This window comes from Halomonas aquatica (assembly GCF_040196335.1).
Classification (GTDB): domain Bacteria; phylum Pseudomonadota; class Gammaproteobacteria; order Pseudomonadales; family Halomonadaceae; genus Halomonas; species Halomonas aquatica.
This window is the reverse complement of the sequence record NZ_JBEGCJ010000005.1, coordinates 377,073-403,623: the sequence shown is the minus strand read 5'-3', so window position 1 is coordinate 403,623 and position 26,551 is coordinate 377,073. Positions and strand designations below refer to the sequence as shown.

The window sequence follows — 26,551 nt, the reverse complement described above, 5'->3', positions numbered from 1 at the left end:
CCCGGGAGGGGAGACATCATGGCAAGTCAGGAAATGGAACAGCTTGTCCGTCGCGATTACAAGGAAGGCTTCGTGACCGACATCGAGAGCGACACGGTACCGCCAGGCCTGGACGAAAGCACCATTGCCTTCATCTCGAACAAGAAGGGTGAGCCGGAGTGGATGCTGGAGTGGCGCCTCAAGGCCTACCATCAGTGGCTCAAGATGACGCCGCCCTCCTGGGCGCATCTGGACTACCCGCCCATCGACTACCAGTCGATCTCGTACTACAGCGCCCCCAAGCGTGACGAGGACCGCCCCCAGAGCCTCGACGAGGTCGACCCAAAGCTGCTCGAGACCTACGAGAAGCTGGGCATCCCGCTTCACGAGCGGGCTGCCCTTGCGGGCGTGGCGGTGGATGCGGTCTTCGACTCGGTGTCGGTGACCACCACCTTCAAGGATAAGCTCTACGAGGCGGGGGTGATCTTCTGCTCCATCTCCGAGGCGATCCGCGATTACCCGGAGCTGGTCAAGCAGTACCTGGGCAGCGTGGTGCCCCAGGGCGACAACTACTTTGCGGCGCTCAACTCCGCGGTGTTCACCGACGGCTCCTTCGTGTTCGTGCCGGAGGGGGTGACCTGCCCCATGGAGCTCTCCACCTACTTCCGCATCAACGCCGAGAACACCGGGCAGTTCGAGCGCACCCTGATCATCTGTGAAGACCGGGCCCAGGTGTCGTATCTGGAGGGTTGCACCGCGCCCCAGCGTGACGAGAACCAGCTGCATGCCGCGGTGGTCGAGCTGGTGGCCCTCGAGGATGCCTACATCAAGTACTCCACGGTGCAGAACTGGTACCCCGGCGACGAGAATGGCAAGGGCGGCATCTATAACTTCGTCACCAAGCGTGGCGACTGCCGCGGCGATCGCTCGCGCATCAGCTGGACCCAGGTCGAGACCGGCTCCGCCATCACCTGGAAGTATCCCTCCTGCGTGCTGCGCGGCAAGGACAGCATCGGCGAGTTCTACTCCGTGGCGGTGACCAACGGCCGTCAGCAGGCCGACACCGGCACCAAGATGATCCACATCGGCGAGGGCACCCGCTCCAGCATCATCTCCAAGGGCATCTCTGCCGGCCGCAGCAACCAGTCCTATCGCGGCCTGGTGAAGGTGGGCCCGCGGGCCAAGGGGGCGCGCAACTTCACCCAGTGCGACTCCCTGCTGATCGGCGACCAGTGCGGCGCCCATACCTTCCCCTATCAGGAGATCGGCAACAGCACCGCCACCGTCGAGCACGAGGCGACCACCTCCAAGATCGGCGAGGATCAGCTCTTCTACTGCCAGAGCCGGGGCATCTCCGAGGAAGACGCGGTCAGCATGATCGTCAACGGCTTCTGCAAGGACGTCTTCCAGGAGCTGCCCATGGAGTTCGCCGTGGAGGCCGAGGCACTGCTCAACGTCACCCTCGAAGGCGCCGTCGGCTAAGGCGGCCTGACGCGTTCCGGGTGAGTGAGAAACGAATTTATCTATGCGAGCCGCTGCGGCGGCTGCCAGATCAGAAGGTAGTCAACATGCTCGAAGTCAAGGATCTGCACGTCACGATCGAGGGTTCCGAGATCCTCAAGGGGCTCGATCTGACCATCAATTCCGGTGAAATCCACGCCATCATGGGCCCCAACGGGGCCGGCAAGTCGACCCTGTCGGCGGTGATCGCCGGCAAGGATGGCTACGAGGTGACGAAGGGCTCGATCACCTTCGAGGGTAAGGACGTGCTCGAGATGGAGATCGAGGAGCGCGCCCGCGCCGGCCTGCTGCTGGGCTTCCAGTACCCTGTGGAGATCCCGGGGGTGAAGAACATCTACCTGCTCAAGGCGGCGCTGAATGCCAAGCGAGAGGCCGAGGGCCTGGGCGAGATTCCGGCGCCGGAGTTCATGAAGCTGATCAAGGAGAAGGTGGCCTCCATGAAGATGGACACCAGCTTCCTGCAGCGGGCCGTGAACGAAGGCTTCTCCGGCGGCGAGAAGAAGCGCAACGAGATCCTGCAGATGCTGGTGCTGCAGCCCAGGCTCGCGATGCTCGACGAGATCGACTCCGGCCTCGACATCGATGCCATGAAGGTGGTGGCCGACGGTGTCAACTCTCTGCGCGCCGAGGATCGGGCCATCCTGCTGGTGACCCACTATCAGCGCCTGCTCGACTATATCGTGCCGGATCGCGTTCACGTGCTGGTCGACGGCCGCATCGTCAAGAGCGGCGACGCCGATCTGGCACGTGAGCTCGAGAGCCGCGGCTATGACTGGCTGCAGGAGGAGTCTGCTGCATGAGTGATGACGTGAAGACCTTTCTCGACCGTCTCGCCGAGCGCAATGCCGGCCGCGGGCCGGAACCCACCTGGATCGCCGCCAGGCGCCAGGCGGGTGCCGCGCGTTTCGAGGCCATGGGCTTTCCCCATCGCCGCATCGAAGAGTGGAAGTACACCGATGTGCGTGCCATCGCCCGGGGCGACTTCGCGCTGGCCGACGACGCCGAGTTCTCCCCCGCCAGTGCGGCGGCGCTGACGCTGCCGATCGAGGCCCATCGACTGACCTTCGTCGATGGCGTCTTCGCCCCGGCCCTGTCCCAGCTCGACGACTTGCCCGACGGCGCGCAACTGGTACCGCTCTCGTCGGCCCTCGAGGAGAACCATGAGGCAGTGGGCGGGCCCCTGGGTCGGCTGACCGGGGTGGAGTTCTCGGCCTTCGCCGCGCTCAACACCGCCTTCATGGAGGAGGGCGCCGTGCTGCGCCTGGCGCCGGGGACCCGGGTGGAGAAGCCCATCATCCTGCAGTTCCTCTCCCGGGAGGGCGAGCAGGCGGTGATGAGCCATCCGCGCATCCTGATCCAGATGGCTGGCCGCAGTGAGGCCACGGTGATCGAGCACCACGTAGGTCAGGACGCCGCCGCCAACTTCACCAATCTGGTGGAGGAGATCATCCTGGAGCGCGGAGCGATCCTCACCCACTACAAGCTGCAGGAAGCGCCGCTCAAGGACCTGCACGTGGCCAGCATCCACGTGGAACAGGCCCGCGACAGCCGCTACACCTCCTTCAACCTCAACCTGGGCGGCGGCCTGGTGCGCAATGACCTGGTGGCCGAGCTCAACGGCCAGGGGGCCGAGGCGCAGTTCAACGGCCTCTTCTACGGCCAGGGCCGCCAGCATGTGGACAACCACACCCTGGTCAACCACAACGCGCCGCACACCTTCTCGCGCGAGAACTACAAGGGCATCCTCGACGACCGGGCCCATGGCGTCTTCAACGGCAAGGTGATCGTCAAGCGCGACAGCCAGAAGATCGAGGCGGAGCAGAGCAATGCCAACCTGCTGCTCTCCGATCGTGCGGAGATCGACACCAAGCCCGAGCTCGAGATCTATGCCGATGACGTGAAGTGCGCCCACGGCGCTACCACCGGCCAGCTCGACGAGGAGGCCGTGTTTGCCCTGCGCACCCGCGGCATCGACCTGCAGACGGCCCGTGGACTGCTGACCCTGGCCTTCGCCGGTGAGGTGATGGATGAGGTGGATCTCGATGTCGTGGCCGAACGCGTCGAGCTCGCGGTCGCCGGCAAGCTTCCCGAGCGCTTCAATCTGGCCGGCCTGGTGGAAGCCTCTGCGGCCCTGAACGAGGAGTAAGCATGGCCGATTTCAGCGACCTGACGCTGGATGTGTCGAGGCTGCGACGTGACTTCCCGATCCTCGACCGGGAGGTCCATGGCAGGCCACTCGTCTATCTGGACAATGCCGCCACCACCCAGACTCCTCGCCAGGTGATCGAGGCGTTCGACGACTACTACAGCCGTTACAACGCCAACATCCATCGGGGCCTGCACACCCTGGCCGACGAGGCGACCGCGGCCTTCGAGGGAACCCGTGAGGCCGTGCGTGCCTTCCTGAATGCGGCAGAGACTCGCGAGATCGTCTTTACTCGTGGCACCACCGAGGCGATCAACCTGGTGGCCAACGCCTGGGGCCGGACCAACCTGACGGCCGGCGACGAGGTGCTGATCTCGCGCCTCGAACATCACTCCAACATCGTGCCCTGGCAGCTGCTGGCCGGTGAGCTGGGGTTCACGATCAAGGTGATTCCGGTGGATGAGCGCGGCGTGCTGGATATGGCAGCCTATCGCGACCTCTTCACCGAGCGCACCCGTCTGGTCGCGGTGAACCACATATCCAATGCGTTCGGTACCGTCAACCCGGTGCAAGAGATGGCCCGTGTGGCCCATGAGCATGGGGCACGGATCCTTGTCGACGGTGCCCAGGCCGCGCCCCATCAGGTCATCGACGTGCGTGACATCGATGCCGACTTCTATGCGTTCTCCGGCCACAAGGTCTATGGCCCCACGGGCGTTGGCGTGCTCTACGGCCGCGCCGAACTGCTCGAGGCGATGCATCCCTGGCAGGGCGGCGGCGAGATGATCAAGACGGTCTCCTTCGAGACACCCACCACCTTCGCCGATATCCCGTATAAGTTCGAGGCCGGCACGCCGGCCATCGCCGAGGTGATCGCCCTTGGGCGTGCCCTCGAGTGGGTCGGCGAGATCGGCGTTCCGTTGATCGGCGCCTGGGAAGCGAGGCTACTCGAGCACGCCACCGAGGGTGTGCTTCGCATCGAGGGACTGCGTATCCTGGGCACCGCACCGGAGAAGGCCGGTGTGCTCTCCTTCGTGGTCGACGGCGCGCACTCCCAGGACATCGGGCTGCTGATCGACCAGCTTGGCGTGGCGATCCGTACCGGTCACCACTGTGCCCAGCCGCTGTTGTCGCAGTTCGGGGTAGACGCCACCTGCCGGGCATCCTTCGCCGCCTACAACACGCCCGAGGAGATCGACGTCTTCGTCGAGGGGCTCGAGCGCGTCGTCGGCATGCTGCGCTGAGGATTATCAAGGAGCGACATGAGCGATATCGAGCAGATTGCCACCCTTCACAGGGGGCAGGAGCTGCCCCTTCAGCGCGACGTGGAGGCGATCTCCATTCCGTTCGGCAAGGCCGTGACCATGCCGGAGGACAGCATCGTCAGCGTGATGCAGGCCAAGGGCAGCACGGTCAGCGTGGGCTTCGAGGGCCGCCTCTACCTCATCGAGGGCGCCAACCTGGATGCGCTGGGCCTTGAAGCGCTTCCTCGCCCGACGCTTCCCGAGGAGGCATCGGAGGAGGAGATCGAGCAGTTCGTATGGGACCAGCTGCGTACCTGCTTCGACCCCGAGATCCCCGTCAACATCGTCGATCTGGGCCTGGTCTACGGCTGCCGCATCGAGCGGCTGATCACCGGCGAGCGCATCGTCACCATCCGCATGACCCTGACCGCCCCGGGCTGCGGCATGGGCGATGTGATAGCTGCCGACGCCCGCAACAAGATTCTCGGCGCCCCGCAGATCAGCAAGGTTCATACCGAGATCGTGTTCGATCCTCCCTGGAGTCGTGAGATGATGAGCGACGAGGCAAAGCTGGAACTGGGGATGTTCTAGCGCCTTCTGCGGGGAGACCCATGCGCCTGCCAGTCTGGAAGGTCTTCAAGGCGGTACTGATGTCGCTGGGAGCGCTCTCGCTCCTGGCAGGGGTGCTGTTCGTGCTGGCCAATTTCTATGTGCTGGGCCGGACCCTTGGCCTCATCGAGGCGGAGCCGCAGCAGTGCGTCAGCGAACCCGTGGGCATCGTCTTCGGCACTTCTCACTGGACGCGCAGCGGGGATCGCAATCCGCACTTCGAGGGGCGCATGGATGCTGCTTCCCGACTGATCCAGCTCGGACTGGTCGACCATCTGCTGATCTCCGGCGACAACAGTACCCGCTACTACAACGAGCCGGTCACCATGTGGCGTGACCTGCGTGGTCGCGACGTGCGCGATGAAGACATGACCCTGGATTATGCTGGCTTCAGCACTTTCGACACCCTGTCGCGGGCACGGGATGTCTTCGGTGTAGAGCGGGCGCTGCTGATCACCCAGGACTGGCACCTGCCGCGGGCGTTGTTCATTGGCAAGGCGTTAGGCCTCGAGGTGCGCGGCTGTGCCGCTCCGGAGCACGTGGTGTCCGGGCTGTGGCGATTGAAGCTGCGGGAATGGGTAGCTCGGGTGGCCACCCTGGGGGATCTCTACGTGTGGGGGCGTGAGCCGCATTTCCTGGGGCCGCTGGAGCCGCTGGACATCATGCCGCGGGAACAGGATCGCCTGCTCTTGCCGCCGGGGATGTTCAGTGTTTCTGGTGCTCCGTCTGGAGACGATACAGCTCGCGAATCAGAGCCCGACAGTCCTTCCAGCAATTCTCGATGACCGGCTCGATAGTCTCGGGCAGGGGATGCGTGAAGAGCGTGGAGAGCGTCTGCATCAGCACCCGCTCCTGTTCCAGCAGCTCACCGATCACCACCAGGCTCTCGTTGCCGACGAAGCTCTTCAGGCGGCTCCACAGCCACATGTAGTCGTCACGCTCGACATCGGCGTCTCGGGGCAGCAGGTTGAGGTGCTTGCGCGCCAGATCCTGCAGCTTCTGCATGCACTTGGCCCGAGCCTCGTAGTGGGGCTTCAGGGTGTCACGCAGAGAGGGGTCCAGGCGCTCAATATTGTCCTGGAAGTAGTCGATGCTGTCGGCCATCGCCTCGAGGGCGCTGTCCATCGCCACCTGGCGATTGTCGAGAAACATGAGTTGTCACCTCCTTCGGTGACGCAGATTGTGGGGCTGTCGCCCTGCATTTGCCACCCCCGGGGCTCAATAAATTGGGGGTTCCCCGCTAGCCTTAGGGGGAAATTGTCATCCCTTGGGGCGGGGCGGGGCCTTGAACCGCGGGGCGGCGTTGCGCTCCAGATGCTCGATGATCAGGCCGGCGATGTCCTTGCCGGTGGCCGTCTCGATGCCCTGCAGGCCCGGCGAGGAGTTGACCTCCATGATCACCGGGCCATGGTTGGATCGCAGCAGGTCGACGCCGGCCACTCGCAGTCCCATGGCCTTGGCGGCCCGGATGGCCGTGGAACGCTCCTCCGGGGTGATGCGGATTGTGGTGGCGCTGCCACCACGGTGCAGGTTGGAGCGAAACTCCCCCTCGGCGGCCTGTCGCTTCATCGAGGCGACCACCTTGTCGCCGATCACGAAGCAGCGGATATCGGCGCCCTTCGCCTCCTTGATGTACTCCTGCACCATGATGTTGGCCTTCATGCCCATGAAGGCCTGGATCACGCTCTCGGCGGCCTGGTTGGTCTCGGCCAGTACCACGCCGATCCCCTGGGTGCCCTCCAGAAGCTTGATAACCAGCGGGGCGCCCCGGACCATGGTGATCAAGTCGGGGATGTCGTCCGGGGAGTGGGCGAAGCCGGTGATCGGCAGCCCCAGCCCCTTGCGTGACAGCAGCTGCAGCGAACGCAGCTTGTCGCGGGATCGTGTGATGGACACGTTGTCGTTGATCACGTAGGTGCCCATCATCTCGAACTGTCTCAGTACCGCGCAGCCGTAGAAGGTGATCGAGGAGCCGATACGCGGAATAACCGCATCGAACGGCTCTAGCTCCTGGCCCTTGTAGTGGATCGAGGGATGGTGCGAGGCGATGCTCATGTAGCAGCGCAGGGTATCGACCACACGTGCGGTATGCCCCCGTTGCTCGGCCGCCTCGATCAGGCGCTGCGTGGAGAAGAGGTTGCGATTGCGTGACAGCAGCGCGATATGCATTCAGGACTCCTGGGTCGATACAGAGAGAGGGAAGGTCAGGGTTCGCCGTGCAGGAAGGCAACGCCTGGCGCCACCAGCAGGCGGCGCAGCGCTCGACGCCCCAGCAGCATGGGGTGGCGCATGTCGCGGCGGTCGGTCAGGCTGAGTTCCACCGGGAATTCCATGGTGCCCAGTTGCATCATCGTACGGATCACGAAGCGCCACTCGGCCTGGCCGTTGGAGCTTGTCACCTGTCGCCTGTCGTGCAGGTGCATGCGGTGGACGTGGGCTGGCGTGCCGGGGCCTCCGCTGCGGGTGGTGAAGCTGACCCAGAGGTGGCCATCCTCCTCGAAGGACTCGATGTCCTCGGCATGCAGCGCCGAGGTACGGGCGCCGGTGTCGGCCTTGGCGCAGAGGCTCAGGTGAAGCTCCGGCAGGTTGACCATCTCGCGGCGACCGATCACCGCCTTGGGCGTAAAGGGCAGTTCTTTCATCATCTCGCTCCCAGGTTTCTGCGCTCAGCGTGACAGGCCTGCCAGGCGTCGGCCAATCGCGGAATCCGCCTCGGCCTCGCGTAGCGTCATCAGCAGCGGCAGACGCAGCCGCGGAATCAGCGCCAGGTCGCGGGCCACGGCCATGAAGTCGGCCGCGGGGGCCTCGGCCAGGCGCGTGAGGAAGCGGGGCAGGCGCTCGGCGTCCTCCAGGTGGTGCCAGCCGCGCCCGGCCATGGCCGCCAGCAGGTCGGGGCCGCAGGCATCCGGGTCGTCGAGCAGGGCATCGAACCAGGCGCCGGCCTGTTCGGTCGCGGCGCCACTCATTGCCCGCACGCAGGCGCAGAAGGTCTCGATATCGCCGCTGGCGCCTGCGGCCTCCCCGCGCCGGCGCAGTGCCTGTGCCAGGTCGACGTCGATATCGACATGCTCCAGACAGTAGCACAGCGAGGTCAGTACCTCGCTTGGCAGGGCGTCGAGGTGGGCGGCCAGCGCCCGGCGAGAGGTCTCGTCGCTGCGCACCACGGCATCGGCCAGACCTTGCAGGCCCAGGGCACGCCAGTCGATCGCCTGCTGCCCGGTCAGGTAGGCCTCGGCAGGTTCCAGGTGCTCACTGGCCGGCAGGTCGGCATCCAGGCTGGCGCGGGCATGCAGTACGGCCTGGAAGGGCAGCGAGGGGCTGAAGGCCAGCGGGTTATCCTTCATCAGGTTGTCGATCTCATCGCTCTCGGCACGGCCGAGGCCCTGCACGCTACGGCCGAGGGTCTCCAGCAGGCGTTGCACGAAGGCGTCTCGCGGGGCCGGGTCGATGTGACCCTGCTCATCCAGCGGCAGGGCCAGGAACCAGATCAGCGGGTCTTCCAAGTCTCCCAGGCGGAAGACCATGGCCAGGCGAGCGGTTCCCTGCCACGGCGCCGGCCAGGCCAGTTCGCCGGCCTCGAAGGCGGCCAGGGTCTCCAGCGCGCAGGGTTCGACCCGCCGACCCAGGTGGTAGAGCCTCACCTCGGCACCGCTGCGCTGGAAGAAATCATGAAGGCTGTTGATAGGTTGCATGCTGTCTCCGTATCACGAACCGTGCACTCTACCGCGCCGTCTGGGTGCTGTCAGCCGCCCGAGGACGTCGCCTCGACGAACATGAGCTGATCATTTCCTGACCAGTCGGCGCCATCACGCATGAGACGTGGGCAGGCGACACCTTTCCAGCGTTTATCCACAGGGCCGTTCAGGATATCTGTGCACTGTGCAAAAGGTGGGTGGTGGTCGTGGCCCAAGGGGTGGAAAAGCTCAAGAGGTGGAAAACCTTCGGGGTGGCCAGCGGCGGGGACGAACGGGGATAATGGGACCACATGCACCGAAGAGATTGTTCATGACGACCGTTCACGACGAACTCGGGACCGCGTTGCGCGAGCTCGAGGCCACCATGAAAGCCGCGAGCCTTTGGCGTATGGAGCGCCCCGACCCGGACGCCTTCGACAGCGTCCAGCCGTTCTGCATCGATACCATGAGCCTGCCCCAGTGGCTGCGCTTCGTCTTCATCGTGCGCCTGGAAGCCCTGGTCGAGGCACGTTCGCCGATGCCGGTGAAGTGCGACGTGGCACCTGCGGTGGAGGCCTGGCTCACGCAGGAGGGAGCCCGCGCCAGCGACCGGCTGCTGTTGTGCCGCGTTGTCGAGGAGATCGACCGCCTGGTCACCGAGAATTGAGACCGTCACATGCCTTACTATTTCGCCTATGGCAGCAACATGAACCCCGCGCGGGTCGCCGCCCGGATTGGATGCACCCGCCGCGTGCTGCCAGGTGTGCTGCACGACCATGTCCTGCGCTTCGACAAGGCATCGAAAGTGCCGGGCATCGCCCATGCCAACGTGTCGGCATCGGCCGGTGAACGGGTGGAGGGGGCGCTGTTCGAGCTCGAGCACCCCGGGCAGATCCGGGACATGGATCCCTTCGAGGGCTATCCCCACGAGTATGACCGCCATCGCCTGCCGGTCGCGACGCGTGAAGGAACCATCGAGTCCTGGGTCTACATCGCCGCGCCGGGCACCACCGCCGGAGCGCTGCGGCCGGCCCGGGAGTACCTCGTGCACCTGCTGGCCGGGGAGCCCTTCCTGACCCCCGATTATCACGCCCGCCTTGCCGGGGTGGAGGCGGTGGCCGGGCTGGATGAAGCTACCCTGGCGGCCCTAGGTCTCTCGCGACATACCCCGCGCTGAACGCTGTCCTGATTCAGCCCCAGATGCAGACGCCAGACGCGACAAGGCCCGCCGTAAGGCGGGCCTTGCACGGTTCGGGAGAGGGCGATCAGAAGCGGAAGCTGAGGCCCGCCATCACCACCACCGGGTCGATCTCGACCGTGCCGACATCCTGGCCGGCCACGGTCGCATCCGTGTCGATATCAAGGTACCAGGCCGCGGCGTTGAGCGCCCAGTTGTCGTCGATCAGCAGGTCTACGCCCAACTGGCCGGCGGCGCCCCAGGAGTCATCCAACTCGATCGACAGCCCATTATTTAGCTCCTCGTCTGAGAAGCGGGTGTAGTTGACGCCGACGCCGGCGTAGGGCTGAACGCGGGCATCCGAGCCGCCCAGAGGGTAATACTGCAGTGTCAGGGTCGGCGGCAGGTGATCGGTTGAACCATTCGTCACGTCCTCGACCTGGAAGCCATGGTCGAAGGGCTCGGCGGCCAGCAGCTCCATGCCCAGCTTGTCGGTGAAGCGATAGCCCAGAGTGAAAGCAAAGGCGCTGTCGTCGTCAACGTTGACGTCTTGTGAAGAGAGAGCCGCATCAGCAAAGGAAAGATCAAGGCTTCCGTTGTCGCTCTTGGGCTCGACCTTGGCCACGCCCACGCGGGTGAAGACGTCGCCGGCGCCATAGGCGAAGGCCTGGGTGCTGGCGGTGAAGCCGGCGGCGGCAAGGCCGGCGGCGAGCAGGGCGGGAAGGGCATTCTTTTGCATGGGTCTACTCCTGGTTTGGGGAGGGCGGCAGCGGGCCGCGTTAGAGAATGCCAGCAGTCTAGCGATGCCTCGCTGGTGCAGCATTGATCCAGCGCAAGAATTTGGCGGCATCGGATTGCAGGCGAAAAACGAAGACGCCGGGCCATCTGGCCCGGCGTTTGATGATGTCTGTCAGGAAGGTCAGAAGCGGAAGGTCACCCCGCCGCCGATCGTCATCGGATCGATCTCGGCCTCGCCAATGTCACTGCCGTTCAGCTCGACATCCGCATTGACGTCCGAATACCGGGCGAAGGCCCCGACCAGCAGGTAGTCCGTGACGGCGAGGTCCACGCCGACTTGACCGGCGAAGCCATAAGAACTGTCGATGTCCAGTCCGTCCAGTTCCTCCTCGGAGAAATGGGTGTAGTTGAGACCGGCGCCCAGATACGGCTGTACCCGGGAGGTGGTGCCGCCCAGCGGGTAGTAGTTGACCATCAGGTTGATCGGCATGCGATCGACACCACCGATGCCGGTATTTCCCAGCGCCAGGTCGTGTTCGACGGCCTCGGTGCCGTTGAGCTCGATGCCCAGCGCGTCGCTGAACAGGTATCCGACACCATAGGCAAATCCGCGCTCGTCGGAGACATTCAGGTCTGTGCCAGCTACTCGGCCGTTGTCGTCTGCGACCTCGGCCTTGGCGATGCCGCCACGCACATAGATATCACCGGCCTGGTAGGCCATGGCTACCTGGGTGGTGACGATGCCGGCGGCGGCGAGGGCGGCAGTGGCGATCAGAGTCTTCGATTTCATGGTCATGCTCCTTGTTCATCAAGAGTGCTTACGCCCGTCAGGCATCGAGTTGGCGCATGCGGGATTCTAGGGAACGGTGTATTTCAACGTCTTGTAGAACTTTTTTATCAACCTGATAGCCCAGCAGGGCGCTTTCTTTGCGATATAGCTGTACAAACAGTAGCTCGACAAACAATACTTGTATAATAATTTTTTCTTTTCCTGCCTGGCGCCTCGCCAGTTGGCCCGGTTTCGGCTTCACTGAAGGAGCGTGATGTCATCGGAGCCGCTCATGGTTGGCCGAAATCTCCGTGCCGGGTCTGCCCTCGGCATGATCGATGGAGCGATGTTGCCGCTATGTCTGGCGGCGGGGGTGGCGGTGTGGCTGCTGCTGCGTCCCGATCTCATCCAGGCGTTGCCGTTGGTGTGGCGGTTGCCGCTGATCGTGATCGGTGCCTGGGCGCTGGGGGCGGCCTTCGTGCGACCGCTGGCGCTCGAGGTGGGAGAGGGCTGGCTCTGGCGTCAGGCCGGAGCTCCCTGGAGTCACCTGGCCCTGTGGGTGTTCGCGGGGGTGATCGTGAGCCTCTCCATCCTGGGGTGAGCCCTTGACGAGGAAAGCCGCCCTCGGGCGGCTTTCGTGTTGCCTACCCCAGGCGATCAGGCCAGGGTGTGATTCTCGTGGTCGTGTGACTCTCGTGATCAGAGCGCTGGTTATCGTGGCGGCCATACTGGTTCGGTTGGCCATGTATCAGCAGCCAATAAAAAGGGCTCCCGCAGGAGCCCCTTTCACTACATCGAGTGCGTCATGCGCGCTCTTTTAGCGAGTGATCTGCTGATATTCACCAGCATCGGCAGTCACACTGCTCACCACCACGATGGCAATGAAGGCGGCGATGAAGCCAGGAATGATCTCGTATACCCCGGGACCACCCATGAACTCTCCGTTCCAGCCCAGCGAAATCCAGAGCATGACGGTGACGGCACCCACAATCATGCCCGCGAGGGCGCCGGCGCCGTTCGTCCGCGACCACATCAGCGACAGGATGATGAGCGGGCCGAAGGCCGAACCAAAGCCTGCCCAAGCGTTACTGACCAGCCCCAGGACCTTGGAATTCGGGTCAGACGCAATGACGGCGGCAACCAGGCCCACCAGCACAACACAAATGCGGCCAATGCCGACGGTTTCCTTCTCCGAAGCTTCTTTACGCAGGAACAGGCGGTAGAAGTCTTCGGTCAGTGAGGAAGATGACACCAGAAGCTGGCTGGAGATGGTGCTCATGATCGCAGCGAGCAGTGCGGCAAAGAGGAAGCCGGTGATCAGCGGATGGAACAGCAGGTCCGCCAGGATGACGAAGATCGTTTCCGGATCCTCGACATTCATGCCATTGCGAACGGCATAGGCCCGGCCGAAAATACCCAGAGACACAGCACCGATCAGAGAGATCAGCATCCAGCTCATGCCGATGTTACGGGCAATGGGAACATCCTTCTGAGAGCGGATGGCCATGAAGCGCACGATGATGTGCGGTTGACCGAAATAACCCAGCCCCCACGTCACCGCAGACAGCCAGCCGATGATCGTCAGTCCCTCCGTCCAAGACAGCAGGGTGGGATCGACGTCATTCAAGGTCTGTGATGCCTGAGCGAAACCGCCGCCACCTTCGCCAAAGAGCACCACCGCCGGCATGATCACCAGTGCCAGCATCATGATGCAGCCTTGCACGAAGTCCGTCATGCTCACGGCCAGGAAACCGCCAACAACGGTATAGGCAAGTACCACGCCCAGCGTGATGACGACGCCCGCAGCATAGTCACTCAGGCCACCGATGTTGAAAAGTCCGGCAAACGCGGTTTCGAACAACTTGCCGCCTGCCACCAGGCCTGATGCCGTGTAAACCGCGAAAAAGACAACGATGACGACAGCGGATACCGTTCTCAGCGGAATGGCCTGAGTCGGGAACCGGTTGCCCAGGAATTCCGGAATGGTGATCGCATCGTTATAGTGAAGCGTCTGTTCGCGAAGACGAGGTGCGACCAGCGTCCAGTTGAAGAACGCGCCCACGAGCAGACCGATACCGATCCAGGCCGAACCCAGACCGGATACAAACATTGCCCCGGGCAAACCCAGCAGCAACCAGCCGCTCATGTCCGATGCGCCGGCCGACAGGGCCGCCACCTGTGGACTGAGTTGTCGGCCACCCAACATGTAATCTTCGGACGTGGATGTGGATTTGCGCATCGCATAAAAGCCGATGGCGATCATGAGCGCAAAATATGCGAAAAGACTAATCCAGACACCAATAGCCATAAAACCTCTCCAGTTCTTTACGCCGGAAGTAGCTCCGACAGGTTATTGTTACGCATCATGCCAGAGTGCTGATGGCGAGCATCACGATCAGGCGGGGCGCGAAGGTGAAGCCGGTAGCGGCATTTTTATCAACCATAGGGGGCCTTCCGTGTTGTTGTGTTGATGAGTGAGGTTCACTCGTCTCCAAGCGCCAGTAGCGACGCATTGCCACCCAGGGCGGCGGTGTTCTCCGTCACGGTCTTCTCGGTGGCGAAGCGCAGCAGGTAGTGCGGTCCGCCGGCCTTGGGACCGGTACCAGAGAGCCCTTGTCCGCCGGAGGGCTGGACGCCGTCAACCGCACCGATGATGTTGCGGTTGACGCAGACGTTCCCGGCACGGATCTTCTTCGCTATCTCGTTGGCGAAAGACTGGTTTCGGCTATGCACGCCGAAGGTCAGACCATAACCCCGCCAATTGATGGAGTCGACCACCTTGTTGATCTCGCCTGCCTTGTGGCGAACGATATGCAGGACGGGACCGAACTGCTCGCGTTCCGGAGCCTCGATGCCATCGATCTCGAACGCGACAGGTGCGACGAAGGTGCCGTCGGCGGTGGCCTTGTCGGGAATACGCAGCATGGCCTCGGCGAGGCACATCAGCAACAGGCCTTCATGGGTGTCCAGGCTGTACTGCTGCAGCAGCTCATCGATGGAGTCCACCGCGGTGTCCATCTCGCGGACTTCACGCACCAGTTCAGCCGCCTGGTCGGCGGTACCCTTGAAGTCAGCCTCATCGGCGGACAGCAGGTCGATCAGTTCGCGAACGAAGGCTTCCTCATCGACCACATAGTGATCGCTGATACGCGCGAACAGGGTATCGAGTTCTTGCTGCCAGGTCTCTCCAGCCAGCATATCCTTGGCGTTTAACATCTAACCCCCAGGTTGTGAGCCGTCTTCATTGGGCGATTCTCGGCCGGAGACGACACGTCTCATGCCGTGACGGGGTTCCCATAGAGAGCGTAGGAGCCTTAGAGGCGTCCTGCTTGTCGATTTCCCGGTAGAATTTAACGGTTTGCCGGGTTATGGCCATGTGATGGTTGAAAAATCCACTTCGTCTAATAGGCATGGCTGACCTTCTGGGTCGGCTCAAGGGGGCCGGGGCTGAGGCTTCCACGCAACTGGCTGGGGGGCCTGCCGAATGCCTGGCGGCATGCACGTGAAAGGGCGCTCTGGCTGGAGAAGCCGGTCAGGGCGGCAACCTCGGAGAGCGGCAACCGGTTCTGCTGCACCAATGCTCGGGCGCCATCGAGTCGGCGTCGCATCACGTACTTCCATGGTGAAAGTCCGGTGCTTTGACGAAAACGCTCGCTGAAATGTGCCTCACTCAGGCAGGCCTCCGCGGCCAGGTCGGCCACTCGCAGCGTGTTGCCCAGGTGACGGTCGATGAATCGATCCAGGGCAGCCAGGTCGAGGCTGCGGGCGGATGTCGCTGGCTCGCTGGCCAGGCGGGCATGCAGCGAGCCCAGCAGGGTGCCGGCCATGCGCTCGTTGTGGAGGGGGGCGACGGGCCCTTCACGGCTCAGCAGGCTCAACTCCTGAAGCAGGAAATCCAGGTAGTGCTGCAGGGCAGTATCGAGCGAAAAGAAGCGTGGGGCGTCGAACAGGCTGATCAGTTCGCTATGAGGCCCCGTCACGGCGAAGGCCTGCCGAGGAAGGTCCAGTATCAGCTGGTGATTGTCGCCAGTGCCGGAATAGTAGTGCATGTGGTTGGCCGGAACGATGCAGCCCGAGTAGGGTGAAATCGAGCCACCCAGACCCTCGATATCGAACTCCGCCTCGCCGCGCAGGCCGATCACGATCTGGTGGAAGTCGTGAGCGTGGTGATGGGTCGCGGTGTCGAGCGGGATCTGGCGGATGGCGCTGGGCATGATTGGCCTCCGGCTGGGCATGGCGAGTACATGACAACACAGTGTGACGGATGGGCCTTCAACGTTTGGTGTCAGTCGCGCTTGCGCTTGAGGGCGGTATGGGCTGCCAGGTGGTCACGCAGCGCCTTCAGTTCCTCCTGCCCGGTGCTGTCGAGCAACGGCTTGCCCCTGGTCAGACGGCCATGCCGCCCGTGCTCGTCCATCAACCGCTGTGCCCGGCCTCGAATCCCCTCCAGATAGTCGTCATGGCGAATCGGGTAGCCGACCACGGCATACCATTCGGACTCGTTGACGCGACTCTCCAGCGCCTTGTCGAAGAGTTCTATCAGGTGTTCGGGCTCAGTCCGGAAGCGCGGGGTGCCAGAGAGCATCAGCAGGGCGACCATGCCGCCGAAGATCACCAGGCAGACAACGAGGACCAGCAGAAACACGTACATGATTGACGACTCCGGGAGGTCGGGCCCGTTCCAGGCCGGGTCCGGCAGTGTGTGGGAGGTGTGCGTGGCCTAGGATAGCAAGGAGTTTTGCCTGGCCTTGAGCAGTGAAATGGTATCTTCTAACACCAACGGTCGGCTGAAATGAAAACCTTGTCCGTACATACAGCCGGTGGAGCTGAGGAACTCCTCCTGCTCCGGTGTTTCAATTCCCTCGGCCACGGTCGTCATTCCGGCCATGTCGGCCATGTACACGATGGTCTTGATCAGGAAGGCGTTTGATGCCAAGGAATCACTAACGAAAGACTTGTCTATCTTTACCACCTCCAGCGGGTATCGCTGAAGATAGCCTAGGGCGGAATACCCGGTGCCAAAGTCATCCAGGGCCAGCCGGTAGCCTTTTTCGGATAGCTCGCAAAGAACACTATGTTCATTGGCATGCTCGCTGATCAACAAGCTTTCAGTTATTTCAAGGCGGATTCTGGAGAGATCGATGCCATGTCTTTCTCGAATTTCCTCCATCTTTGAAGGGAAATCGTCACTCCTCAACTGCCTTGCCGAGATATTGATTGACAGTGTGAGCTCAACTTCCGTGTCTTGTGTGATTTTTACGAGGTCGTTCAAGGCCCGATCGAACACCCAGTATCCAATATGGCAAATCATGTCGCTTTCTTCTGCCAGGGGAATGAATTCTGCTGGTGATACTTGCCCCAGTTCTTCATTCTGCCAGCGTGCCAAGGCCTCGATGCCTGTTATTTCACGATCGCTCAAGGTATAGATGGGTTGATATTCGAGGTAAAGCTCGTTTCTATCAATGGCGCCTGCAAGTTGCGACTTGACCCTGGTTCTGTTCCTGGAGGTTTCCTCCATGTCGCTCGTATAGAAGCAGTGGCCATTTTGGCCAATGGATTTCGCTTTATACATGGCGATATCGGAAAACCTGAACACGTTGGAGCAGTCAGTCGTGTCATCAGGTATGATCACGATGCCCAGGCTGGCGCCAATAACCAGCCGCATGTCGCCGATCGTGAAAGGGCTGGAGAAATGGTGGTGAATCTTCTCGATAACGCGATAGATGTCGCTATCTTCTGAAATGTCGGTCAACAGGATGCAGAACTCATCGCCGCCGAAACGTGACACAACATCCTCTTTTCTGACATTTTCAGCCAATTGTTCAGCGACAAGACATAGCAGTTCATCGCCTGTGGAGTGTCCAAGAGTATCATTTACGGACTTGAATCCATCGAGGTCAATGTATATTACCGCAGACTTTCTTTTGTGACGGATGCAATGGGATATCTCTCGGGAGACATGGTCCACAAACAGGGATCGATTTGCTAAGCCGGTCAGGAAGTCATATTTCGCCAGGCTAAGCAGCGTTTTTCGGCTGGAGTTCAGCTCTGTCAGGTGTTCCTGAGCGATTCTGCTGTAGCTTCGCAGCTTGTAGTAGAACATGGCACTGAACAGCAGGATAAACCCTCCGACGGCTATCGCCCAGGGAAGTACCAGACTCAGGAACCTCTTGCCAGCCGACTCAGAGTTCCAGATGAGATGCCCGATACTTTCTCCTTGTACATTACTTATGACAAGAGAGTTGTATTGTTCAATTTTTATATCGTTATTTCTGAAATTTTTCGAAATGAAAGTCAGTTCGCCAACCTGGAAGTCTTCGGACCATCTTGACAAGAATTCCCTGTCAAGCATCCTGATGAGAATCAAGGCCCCATGTGAGCGGTCAATCTCAAGGTTGGTTGGCTCATAGGCCGTGAAGCTCGTAATGCCAACCAGACCCGGCTCTCCATTGATGTCGATGATGCCGCTTGCCGGCTTGGGGGCGCTGAAATCAGTATGGATGGCCTCACTGATCAGCTGTTTCAGCTCTGGCGTCATTACCGCGGCGGGGATTGATGCTATGGTTTCATCGCCATGCTTTCCGTGAGCGAGTTCCCCGTTGGCATCAAGGCTCAATACCCAGTCCATCTCGTAGTTTTTCTGAAGGTATCCGCCAGCGTTGCTCTCTGCCCACTCCATATTCCTGCCATAGATGACCTCCTCCACCATTTCATTCCACCAGCCATACTCGAGGCTTATTGATGAAACGTCGTCGAGCTCCAGCTCTATAAGCCGTTCAATCTGCTCAACCGACTTATTGTTGGCAAAAAGATCTATTCTTTCGGCCGAATAGAAGACCACGGCGAAGATGGTGGCTACGGAGGCGAGGATGAGAACCAAGCTTAAGCTGATGCCATCTGAGAGAGACTTGATCGTACCGAGGCCGGCCGCGTCAGCGTCTTTCGTCTCGGCCTCAGCCATTGCCGGCCGGTGCCGGGTTTCACGCTTCATGTCTTCGGCCATATTTCTCTCATGTGTGGTATGACCTCGGCTCAGTCACTGGCATGATGGCCGTCACTAAATCGCTCGCCAATATTCACGATGCTAGGGCCTTCTTCATCGGAACGAGTATGAGATTCCTGATGCCTCAGCTGATGATCATAGCCCAGAATGCTTGAACATTCATGATTACTTGAACAGTCAGTGGCGGTGTTCCGCCCTGCCGGTGAAGCCCTTGGCGACCTGCGCGGAAGTGATACAGCCTCTCATTGGTTCGCATCAGGGAGATTGCAGGGTATGGTCTCCAGCGGGTGCCCCATCATGAGACAGCAGGGGGGCTTCTTGGGGATTACCACCCAATACAGAGACGCTTTCCGAAGATGCTCGCGATCCGCTGGTCGCGTACCGCGGAAGGAGGGTGCAGATGGTACGCAAGGCCTGGAGCGGGTGAAGGGAATCGAACCCTCGTCTTAAGCTTGGGAAGCTTCTGCTCTACCATTGAGCTACACCCGCGAGGGGATTTCGATAGTAAAACCAGATGGTTAGCCTTTGCAAGCGGCCGTTGGAGTTTTTTGCCTCTTCGTTGCTAAGCTCCTGTTTTCCGTTGCCTTGCCGAAGCGTGCCAGGCCGTGGTGCCGTTGCCCGAGGGGGCGGGGCCCATAATTTTTTGCTGACCGGCGAACTTTTCTCCTCACCGCTGTCTGAACTTGAGTAGGCAGCATCGCGATAGCAGTCGCTAACACTGTTGCCTCGGCTTGCACAATCGATCTTTCCGCCCCATGCCTCATGGGGCGGTTTTTCTTTGTACGGGCCTTGCTTTATAAAGGGTACAGGCTGTCTTCGGGTACCGGCGCTGGTGCGGCAAATGACGACATTCGGCACCAGGCCGAGGGTCAAAGGCCGCTGGCGTCACTCAGGAATGGCGCATGCGCAGCAGGGCACTGAGCACGTCACGGCGTGTGACGATCCCCACCAGTCGGCCTTGCTCGACCACCGGATAGACCTTGGGCTTTGCACCGAGCATCTCCTGGGCCAGGTCGGTGATGCTCTTGGTGGGTGGCACCGCCAGGACCTCGTTGCGCATCATTTCCCTGACCAGCGGTGGCTCCTCGTTGAGATAGGAACTCTCCAGCACCTTGCCCATCACGTCCTGTTCGGAGATGAAGCCGATCAAGTGGTCCCGCTCGTCGACCACGGGTACGCCGGGCAGGCGATGCAAGGCGAGGCCCTCTGCCAGGGTGGAGACCGAGGTCTTGCCGGTGACTCGGTAGCAGTCGCGAGACATGATCTCGCGGACGGTGGTTGGGGCCTTGTTGGGCATGGCATATCTCCTTGTGCCGAGCGTTGATGGCCGGGGCTGCGTCCCGCATCCGCGGGGCCGTCTCGTGGCGCAGCCGTGTCTCGCTCCCCATCATAGTCGACTCGTGAGCTTCCCAGCCAAGGGGCCAGCCAACGTTTCCCACGCTGTCCTGGTCGCTGCCCACCGCTCAGGAACCCGGTCCCGCTTACAGGCTCCAATATGGCACACTCATGCACATGGACCGGCGGTTGCGCCGGCGTGGAACGATCGAGGGAGCTGACTCATGGATGCTCGGGAATACATGGCGCGAAAAGGGCTGGACGGTGAGCGTGATCATGAGCGCCCCAATACCCTGGAGGAGAAGGCCTGGTCTCGTGCCAGGGAGGCCGGTGAGCATCGGCCTCGCGCCGGAACACCATTCGACTGGGAGGAGTGGGAGCGCTATCACGAGACCCTGGCCGAAGGCGCCGAGGCGCTGGAGCAGAAGATCGACCACGAGGCCCACCGCCGGGCGCTCGAGCACGAAACAAGCGCGGCCGTAGAGCACTTCACCCCGGCTGCCGGAGACAGCGTCAGGGTCGGCAGGGTGGCCGAGTCACCCCGCGTGGACCAGAACCAGGATCAGGGCCAGGAATTGGCGGCGGTCGTCCAGCCCGGAGCCGCTCTGAACGTGATGGCCGTGCTGTTGCCGCCTCTGTCCGTCGGGCTCTCTCATGGCGGTAAGAGGCGCGTGGTGGTCAGTATGGCGCTCACCCTGCTCGGCTGGTTGCCCGGGGTTGCGCATGCGGTGTGGTGGTTGCGTCACCCATCCCGTTGACGCGGCAGGTCGGAAGCGTGGACTTGGTTATACGGCCAGGGTAGGTATACTTCCCGTCAACCTTTCACTTCTCGGGAGTTTACCGTGGGCCTTCTCGCCGGCGTCACCGTCCTCTGGGCGTTCTCGTTCTCGCTGATCGGCGTCTACCTGGCCGGCCAGGTGGACAGCTACTTCTCCGTTCTCATGCGCATCGGCCTGGCGACGCTGGTCTTCCTGCCATTCCTGCGTCCCTCGCTGCTGCGCGGTGGTCAGCGCCTGGCCCTGATGGGGCTGGGGGCGGTCCAGCTGGGCGTGATGTATATCTTTTTCTACCAGTCCTTCCTGCTGCTTTCCGTGCCGGAGGTGCTGCTGTTCACCATCTTCACGCCGCTCTACATCGCGCTGCTCGACGATGCCCTGTTCGGCCGCTTCACTCCCTTCTATCTGTTGACCGCGTCGCTGGCGGTACTGGGCGCTGCGGTGATTCGCTTCCAAGGCCTAGATAGCGGATTCTGGACGGGTTTTCTGGTCGTCCAGGGGGCCAACCTCTGCTTCGCCCTGGGCCAGGTGGGCTATCGGCGGTTGTCGGCGAATCTGCCCGATTCGCTGCCGCGACACAGCGTGTTCGCGTGGTTCTATCTCGGCGCACTGGTGGTGGCCGTGCCGGCCTTCGCGCTGCTGGGCAATGCCGCGGGCCTACCCACGTCCGGGGTGCAGTGGGGCGTACTGCTGTGGCTGGGTCTTGCGGCATCGGGGCTAGGCTATTTCCTGTGGAACCTCGGCGCTACCCGCGTCGATGCCGGTGCCCTGGCCATCATGAACAATCTTCTGATCCCTGCGGGCCTGCTGGTCAACCTGGTGATCTGGAATCGTGACGCCGACCTGCTTCGCCTGGTAGTGGGCGGTGCGATCATCGTGGGTTCCCTGGCCCTCAATGAGTGGTGGCTGAAGCGTCGCAGCCTCAGTCCGGCCTGAGGGCGTTTGCCCGCCTCGTGGCCAATCGCCATAATGAGCGGCCGCGATGCGAGAGCTCTTTTCATGCCAACCTTCAAGAACATCGGTCTGATCGGTCGCCTGGGCAGCGCCAAGGTGGTCGATACCCTAAAGCGTCTGATCCGCTTCCTCGAAGCCGGTGGCTACCATGTCATCATCGAGGACAGAACCGCCACGGTGCTGCTCGACCATGGCCATCCCGAAGCCAGTCGTCGGCTCCTGGGGGAGCTCTGTGATCTGGTCATCGTGGTCGGTGGTGACGGCAGCCTGCTGGGGGCCGCCCGGACCCTCTGCCACAGCGGCACCCTGGTGCTGGGGGTCAATCGCGGGCGACTCGGCTTTCTCACCGACATCTCCCCCGACGAACTCGAGGCGCGCGTCGGCGAGGTCCTCGCGGGGCGCTACGAGCTCGAGGAGCGCTTCCTGCTGGATGCCGAGCTCTACCGGGATGGCGTCCAGGTGGGCAATGGCGATGCCTTGAACGAGGTGGTGCTGCATCCGGGCAAGGCGGTGCGCATGATCGAGTTCGAGCTGTTCATCGACAACCAGTTCGTTTACAGCCAGCGCAGTGACGGCCTGATCGTGGCCACGCCCACCGGTTCCACGGCCTACGCGCTGTCCGGCGGTGGACCGATCATGCACCCCAAGCTCGATGTCGTCACCCTGGTGCCGATGTTTCCGCATACCCTGTCGAGCCGACCCATCGTCATCGATGCCGCCAGCGAGATACGCATCCACATCGGCGAGACCAACCAGACCTACCCGCACATCAGCTGTGATGGCCAGACGCGCGCGGTGGCCAAGCCAGACGATGTCCTGGTGATCCGTCGCAAGCCCCGCCGGGTCCAGCTGGTGCATCCGCTGGGTCACAATTTCTTCGAGGTCCTGCGCAGCAAGCTGGGCTGGAGCAATCGTCTGGGCGACTGAGGTAAGCATGCAAGGCACTCTCGATGGCACCCTCGAAGGCACTCTAGAAGGCTACGACCTGATCGGTGATGTGCACGGCTGCGGTGCGACGCTCGGCTCGCTGCTCGAACGCCTCGGCTACCATCAACGCGGCGGGGTCTACCGGCATCCACGACGCAAGGTGATCTTCCTCGGGGATCTGATCGACCGGGGGCCACGTATCCGCCTGGCCGTCACCATCGCCCGGCGCATGGTGGAGGCGGGGGAGGCGCACATCGTCATGGGCAACCACGAGTACAATGCGCTGGCCTATTGCCACCACGCGCCTGCCGGCATGGGTCGCGAGTGGCTGCGTGAGCACACCCCACGACATAATCGCATCATCCGGGAGACCCTCGAGCAGTATCGCGACTACCCCCAGGAGTGGGAGGAGGCGTTGGCCTGGTTCCTGGAGATCCCTCTGTGTCTCGAACTCGACGGCCTGCGGGTGGTGCATGCGTGCTGGGACCACTCGCTGGTCGATGATCTGCGTCATGACCATCCGGACGGGCGCATCGACGAGGACTTCCTTGCCGCCTCGGTGGTTCCCGGTACCCGTGAGTTCCGTATCCTCGACCGCCTGACGCGCGGGACCCACGTGCAACTGCCCGAGGGGGTGCAGATCCAGTCGGGGGACGGCTTCACCCGGCGCAGCTTCCGTGCCCACTTCTGGGCGCGACACCCCCAGACATGGGGGGACGTGGTGTTCCAGCCCGACAACCTTCCCGGAGACCTCGAGCGTCGCGAGCTCTCCGATGAGGAGCGCTCTCGGCTCAGCTACTATGGTCCCGAGCAGCCCCCGCTCTTCATCGGCCACTACTGGTGCGAGGGTATTCCGGCCCTGCCTGCCGCCAACGTCGCCTGCCTTGACTACAGCGCCGTCAAGTTAGGCCGTCTGGTGGCCTATCGCTGGAGCGGCGAGCAGCAGCTCGACGCCAATCACTTCATGTGGATTCGCGTACCCCGTGAGGAAGAGGCTCGACCACAGCCCTGGGAGATCGATTTCGATTGATACAATTCTTTACGATAAAAGCATGCCATCAGGATGAACTCTCGTTGCTCGACGTCATCAGAGTAAGTGTTCCCTTGAAAGACCCCTTGCTCTTGTCCGGCGGCCCCCTCCGCCGGACTTTTTCTTTGCACGACCGGCAAGTGCCGTCACGGCTGGTGCGTCAACCGTTGGAGATACCGTCGTTGGAGAGAAAGAGAACATGTATCGGGTAATCCTGCTGCCCCACGATGTCGATACCCGCCCGTTGCGACAGGCACTGTGGGCCCATCGCATCGGGCATCGGTTCACTGAGGAGGGTCAAGGGCAGGTGCTCTGGCTGGTTGACCCGGCGCAGCAAGACGCGATGCTGCGCCTGATCGAGCGCTGGCAGCGCGGCGAATCCTTGATGCCCGACGAACCGCAGGTGCGCAGCATCCCGTCCGGCCGGCTGCTGGCCCCCTTCCTTCGGGTGCCGGTGACCTCCATCGCCCTGGCGCTGTGCCTGGTGGTCTTTGCGGTCATGGGCGTGCTGGGTGATCGGGTGGTCGCGGCCCTGACCATCGTGCCGGTGATCGTGGCCAACGGCGGCCTGGCCTTCGGCAACCTCGGCGAGACCCTCGCCTCGGGCCAGGTTTGGCGGCTGCTTTCGCCTGCGTTCCTGCACTTTGGCTGGATGCACCTGATCTTCAACATGCTCTGGCTCTGGTACTTCGGCCGCCAGGTGGAGGCGCTGCAGGGTAGCCTTCGGATGCTGACGCTGCTGCTGGTTGCCGGCATCGGCGCCAACCTGGCCCAGTATGCGGCCGGGACCGTGCTGTTCGGCGGCATGTCCGGCGTCGACTTCGCGCTGCTGGCCTATGTCTGGCTGATGTCCCGGCGAGCGCCGCGCAGCGGCTTCTTCGTGCCCCAGATGCTGGTGGTCTTCATGCTCGGCTGGCTGGTCTTCGCGATGACCGACATGGCCGCCATGGTAGGGTTCGGCAACGTGGCCAACGAGGCGCACCTGGGCGGGCTGGTCGTTGGGCTGGCGCTGGGCTGGTATCATTCCGGCCGTGCCCGCCGCCTATCTTAAGGCCCCTTCCTGAGAGAACCCGTCATGAGCGAGATGTCCTTCGATCGCATGATCCAGCAGATGACCCCGTCCATCTACGAGAGCCTCAAGCAGGCCGTGTCGCTGCGCAAGTGGCCCGATGGCCGGATGCTCACCGCCGAGCAGACCGAGCTCTGCCTGGAAGCGGTGATGCGCTACGAGGTGGAAAACCAGGTACCCGAGGAGCAGCGGGTCGGCTACCTGCAGCGTCGCACCTGCGGCAGCGCCAGCAGCGGTACCGACGTGCCCCCCGAGCTTGCCGGACTGGCCCGGGATGCCGGCAGTGACTGAGTCGATCGACACCGCCACGTCGGTCCAGGGCTGCCTGACCAAGATGGCCATCGAACCTGATGCCCCGGCCCGCTATGTGCTGCGGGCCGGCGAGCATCGCCTCGAGCTCAACGCCTGCCTCGGCAAGCCGTTGCGACTGGAGTGGACGGGGGCCATCGCCTGTACCCACTGCGGCCGGGCCACCAGGAAGAGCTTCGCCCAGGGCCACTGCTACCCTTGCTTCAAGAAGCTCGCGCAGTGCGACACCTGCATCATGAAGCCCGAGCTCTGCCACTTCTTCGAAGGCACCTGTCGCGAGCCCGGCTGGGCCGAGCGCCACTGCTTCCAGCCCCATGTGGTCTACCTGGCCAATGCCTCGGGGCTGAAGGTCGGCATCACCCGGGCCAGCCAGATGCCGACGCGCTGGCTTGACCAGGGGGCGGTGCAGGCCCTGCCGGTCCTCGAGGTCGATACCCGCCAGCAGTCGGGATTCGTCGAGGTGCTCTTCAAGGAGGAGGTCTCGGATCGCACCAACTGGCGGGCCATGCTCAAGGGAACCACCGAGCTCCTCGACCTGGCCGCCGAGCGTGATCGCCTGCTGGCGCGTCTGGAGAGCGGTCTCGCCAACCTTCGCGAGCGCTTCGGGGCCGATGCCATCCGTGTCCTCGATGACTCGCCGCTGAGCTTCGACTACCCGGTGCTGGAGTTTCCCGCCAAGGTGGTTTCCCATAATCTGGACAAGAATCCCCTGGTCGACGGCACCCTGCTGGGCATCAAGGGACAGTACCTGATCCTCGACAGTGGCGTGATCAACCTGCGCAAGTTCACCGGGTATGAGGTCAAGGTCTCCGCCTGATGTCTGGGCGCAGCTCATTCGTCAGACCTGAATGTGAACAGGCCCCGAGAGGGGCCTGTTGTCTATGGAAACTCGTGGATGGCAACTCGGATATCAGCCCGAGTCGGCCACTGTCGAGTAGGGATTGTCCGGCATGAGCGCCCTGGGAAGAGGCGGGCGACGCGCGCCCTCCTTGGGCCCGTAGTTTTCCGCCAGGTAGTCGAGGATGGTCGACTCGGTCTCGGCATCGAACTGCCAGAGCCCCTGTTTCTCCTGCATCCACCGGATCAGGTACTGCCAGTGGTTCCGGGAGCCGCTGTTCTGGGTGACCAGCTTGGTCGAGTGGCAGGCCGAGCAATTGCCGAGCACCGTCTCCCAGCCTTCCGCCATGATCAGGCCGGATGCCGGATCCTTTTCCTGGGCCCCCGCCGCCAGAGGCAGGCAGGCCAGGGCGACACCCAGTGCGGGCATGGCAAGTACATGCAAGTGTTTCAT

General features: G+C 62.5%; 28 protein-coding genes, 1 tRNA gene and 1 pseudogene. 16 read left to right on the top strand and 14 right to left on the bottom strand.

Annotation, left to right across the window (positions count from 1 at the left end; all coding sequences use genetic code 11):
• The first annotated feature begins 18 nt into the window (after window positions 1-18).
• From sufB to ABE960_RS13090, 6 genes are all read left to right on the top strand, one after another.
• Complete coding sequence (sufB, locus tag ABE960_RS13115) at window positions 19-1,461, top strand: Fe-S cluster assembly protein SufB (RefSeq protein ID WP_349762723.1); 1,443 nt, start codon at window positions 19-21, stop codon at window positions 1,459-1,461.
• 86 nt (window positions 1,462-1,547) lie between these two features.
• The gene (gene sufC / locus ABE960_RS13110; RefSeq protein WP_349762722.1) at window positions 1,548-2,300 is read left to right on the top strand and encodes a Fe-S cluster assembly ATPase SufC; all 753 of its coding nucleotides are present in this window, start codon (window positions 1,548-1,550) and stop codon (window positions 2,298-2,300) included.
• The gene (gene sufD / locus ABE960_RS13105) at window positions 2,297-3,646 is read left to right on the top strand and encodes a Fe-S cluster assembly protein SufD (protein WP_349762721.1); all 1,350 of its coding nucleotides are present in this window, start codon (window positions 2,297-2,299) and stop codon (window positions 3,644-3,646) included. The genes sufC and sufD overlap by 4 nt, the downstream gene beginning before the upstream one ends.
• 2 nt (window positions 3,647-3,648) lie before the next feature.
• The gene (locus ABE960_RS13100) at window positions 3,649-4,890 is read left to right on the top strand and encodes a cysteine desulfurase (protein WP_349762720.1); all 1,242 of its coding nucleotides are present in this window, start codon (window positions 3,649-3,651) and stop codon (window positions 4,888-4,890) included.
• 18 nt (window positions 4,891-4,908) lie between these two features.
• Window positions 4,909-5,481, top strand: coding sequence for a putative Fe-S cluster assembly protein SufT (sufT, locus tag ABE960_RS13095; protein WP_349762719.1), 573 nt, complete (start codon window positions 4,909-4,911; stop codon window positions 5,479-5,481).
• Between the two features lie 20 nt (window positions 5,482-5,501).
• A complete protein-coding gene (locus ABE960_RS13090; RefSeq protein ID WP_349762718.1) occupies window positions 5,502-6,284 on the top strand; it encodes a SanA/YdcF family protein in 783 nt (260 codons plus the stop codon).
• Here the strand turns inward: ABE960_RS13090 and ABE960_RS13085 are convergent.
• From ABE960_RS13085 to ABE960_RS13070, 4 genes are all read right to left on the bottom strand, one after another.
• A complete protein-coding gene (locus ABE960_RS13085; RefSeq protein ID WP_349762717.1) occupies window positions 6,205-6,651 on the bottom strand; it encodes a hypothetical protein in 447 nt (148 codons plus the stop codon). The two genes, ABE960_RS13090 and ABE960_RS13085, sit on opposite strands and share 80 nt — an antisense overlap.
• Window positions 6,652-6,759: 108 nt before the next feature.
• The gene (gene rimK, locus ABE960_RS13080; RefSeq protein ID WP_349762716.1) at window positions 6,760-7,668 is read right to left on the bottom strand and encodes a 30S ribosomal protein S6--L-glutamate ligase; all 909 of its coding nucleotides are present in this window, start codon (window positions 7,666-7,668) and stop codon (window positions 6,760-6,762) included.
• 35 nt (window positions 7,669-7,703) lie between these two features.
• Complete coding sequence (locus ABE960_RS13075; protein ID WP_349762715.1) at window positions 7,704-8,141, bottom strand: ATP-dependent zinc protease family protein; 438 nt, start codon at window positions 8,139-8,141, stop codon at window positions 7,704-7,706.
• 24 nt (window positions 8,142-8,165) lie between these two features.
• Window positions 8,166-9,191: a DUF3549 family protein gene (locus ABE960_RS13070; RefSeq protein ID WP_349762714.1), complete on the bottom strand. Its 1,026-nt coding sequence runs from the start codon at window positions 9,189-9,191 to the stop codon at window positions 8,166-8,168.
• 313 nt (window positions 9,192-9,504) lie between these two features.
• On the opposite strand from ABE960_RS13070, the gene ABE960_RS13065 reads away from it, so the two are divergent.
• Together ABE960_RS13065 and ABE960_RS13060 are read left to right on the top strand one after the other, a co-directional pair.
• The gene (locus ABE960_RS13065) at window positions 9,505-9,840 is read left to right on the top strand and encodes a YqcC family protein (protein ID WP_349762713.1); all 336 of its coding nucleotides are present in this window, start codon (window positions 9,505-9,507) and stop codon (window positions 9,838-9,840) included.
• A 9-nt stretch (window positions 9,841-9,849) separates the two neighbouring features.
• Window positions 9,850-10,350 carry a gamma-glutamylcyclotransferase family protein gene (locus ABE960_RS13060; RefSeq protein ID WP_349762712.1) on the top strand — a complete coding sequence of 167 codons (501 nt, stop codon included), beginning with the start codon at window positions 9,850-9,852 and terminating at the stop codon, window positions 10,348-10,350.
• 88 nt (window positions 10,351-10,438) lie between these two features.
• Here the strand turns inward: ABE960_RS13060 and ABE960_RS13055 are convergent, their stop codons facing one another.
• Entirely contained in the window at window positions 10,439-11,089 is a 651-nt protein-coding gene (locus ABE960_RS13055) for an OmpW/AlkL family protein (protein ID WP_349762711.1), read from the bottom strand.
• A 180-nt stretch (window positions 11,090-11,269) separates the two neighbouring features.
• Window positions 11,270-11,878, bottom strand: coding sequence for an OmpW/AlkL family protein (locus ABE960_RS13050; protein ID WP_349762710.1), 609 nt, complete (start codon window positions 11,876-11,878; stop codon window positions 11,270-11,272).
• A 271-nt stretch (window positions 11,879-12,149) separates the two neighbouring features.
• Between ABE960_RS13050 and ABE960_RS13045 the strand changes: the two genes are divergently transcribed.
• Window positions 12,150-12,458 (top strand): hypothetical protein, encoded by a 309-nt coding sequence (locus ABE960_RS13045; RefSeq protein WP_349762709.1) that lies wholly within the window; start codon window positions 12,150-12,152, stop codon window positions 12,456-12,458.
• Window positions 12,459-12,674: 216 nt separating this feature from the next.
• On the opposite strand, the gene putP is transcribed toward ABE960_RS13045, so the two are convergent.
• The 7 genes and pseudogenes from putP to ABE960_RS13010 form a co-directional block, all read right to left on the bottom strand.
• The gene (gene putP / locus ABE960_RS13040; RefSeq protein ID WP_349762708.1) at window positions 12,675-14,165 is read right to left on the bottom strand and encodes a sodium/proline symporter PutP; all 1,491 of its coding nucleotides are present in this window, start codon (window positions 14,163-14,165) and stop codon (window positions 12,675-12,677) included.
• A 173-nt stretch (window positions 14,166-14,338) separates the two neighbouring features.
• Window positions 14,339-14,914, bottom strand: a pseudogene (locus tag ABE960_RS13035) (aldehyde dehydrogenase family protein); the annotation flags it as partial.
• 344 nt (window positions 14,915-15,258) lie between these two features.
• On the bottom strand, window positions 15,259-16,071 hold the full coding sequence (locus ABE960_RS13030; RefSeq protein ID WP_349762707.1) for an AraC family transcriptional regulator: 813 nt from the start codon (window positions 16,069-16,071) through the stop codon (window positions 15,259-15,261).
• Window positions 16,072-16,142: 71 nt separating this feature from the next.
• Complete coding sequence (locus ABE960_RS13025) at window positions 16,143-16,508, bottom strand: hypothetical protein (protein WP_349762706.1); 366 nt, start codon at window positions 16,506-16,508, stop codon at window positions 16,143-16,145.
• A gap of 69 nt (window positions 16,509-16,577) precedes the next feature.
• Window positions 16,578-18,860 (bottom strand): bifunctional diguanylate cyclase/phosphodiesterase, encoded by a 2,283-nt coding sequence (locus ABE960_RS13020; protein ID WP_349762705.1) that lies wholly within the window; start codon window positions 18,858-18,860, stop codon window positions 16,578-16,580.
• 415 nt (window positions 18,861-19,275) lie between these two features.
• Window positions 19,276-19,349: transfer RNA gene (locus tag ABE960_RS13015), tRNA-Gly, on the bottom strand.
• Between the two features lie 400 nt (window positions 19,350-19,749).
• Complete coding sequence (locus ABE960_RS13010; RefSeq protein WP_349762704.1) at window positions 19,750-20,157, bottom strand: CBS domain-containing protein; 408 nt, start codon at window positions 20,155-20,157, stop codon at window positions 19,750-19,752.
• A 262-nt stretch (window positions 20,158-20,419) separates the two neighbouring features.
• Between ABE960_RS13010 and ABE960_RS13005 the strand changes: the two genes are divergently transcribed.
• From ABE960_RS13005 to ABE960_RS12975, 7 genes are all read left to right on the top strand, one after another.
• A complete protein-coding gene (locus tag ABE960_RS13005; RefSeq protein ID WP_349762703.1) occupies window positions 20,420-20,953 on the top strand; it encodes a YqaE/Pmp3 family membrane protein in 534 nt (177 codons plus the stop codon).
• 84 nt (window positions 20,954-21,037) lie between these two features.
• Window positions 21,038-21,907, top strand: a complete 870-nt coding sequence (locus tag ABE960_RS13000; RefSeq protein WP_349762702.1) for an EamA/DMT transporter family protein — start codon at window positions 21,038-21,040, stop codon at window positions 21,905-21,907.
• A gap of 63 nt (window positions 21,908-21,970) precedes the next feature.
• A complete protein-coding gene (locus ABE960_RS12995) occupies window positions 21,971-22,852 on the top strand; it encodes an NAD(+) kinase (RefSeq protein ID WP_349762701.1) in 882 nt (293 codons plus the stop codon).
• Between the two features lie 7 nt (window positions 22,853-22,859).
• Complete coding sequence (locus ABE960_RS12990) at window positions 22,860-23,882, top strand: metallophosphoesterase (protein ID WP_349762700.1); 1,023 nt, start codon at window positions 22,860-22,862, stop codon at window positions 23,880-23,882.
• Between the two features lie 199 nt (window positions 23,883-24,081).
• Complete coding sequence (locus tag ABE960_RS12985) at window positions 24,082-24,933, top strand: rhomboid family intramembrane serine protease (RefSeq protein ID WP_349762698.1); 852 nt, start codon at window positions 24,082-24,084, stop codon at window positions 24,931-24,933.
• Window positions 24,934-24,957: 24 nt separating this feature from the next.
• Window positions 24,958-25,242 (top strand): YeaC family protein, encoded by a 285-nt coding sequence (locus ABE960_RS12980; RefSeq protein ID WP_349762697.1) that lies wholly within the window; start codon window positions 24,958-24,960, stop codon window positions 25,240-25,242.
• Window positions 25,226-26,077, top strand: a complete 852-nt coding sequence (locus ABE960_RS12975; RefSeq protein ID WP_349762696.1) for a DUF2797 domain-containing protein — start codon at window positions 25,226-25,228, stop codon at window positions 26,075-26,077. Before ABE960_RS12980 ends, ABE960_RS12975 begins: the two co-directional genes overlap by 17 nt.
• Window positions 26,078-26,170: 93 nt before the next feature.
• On the opposite strand, the gene ABE960_RS12970 is transcribed toward ABE960_RS12975, so the two are convergent.
• Window positions 26,171-26,551 carry a hypothetical protein gene (locus ABE960_RS12970; protein ID WP_349762695.1) on the bottom strand — a complete coding sequence of 127 codons (381 nt, stop codon included), beginning with the start codon at window positions 26,549-26,551 and terminating at the stop codon, window positions 26,171-26,173.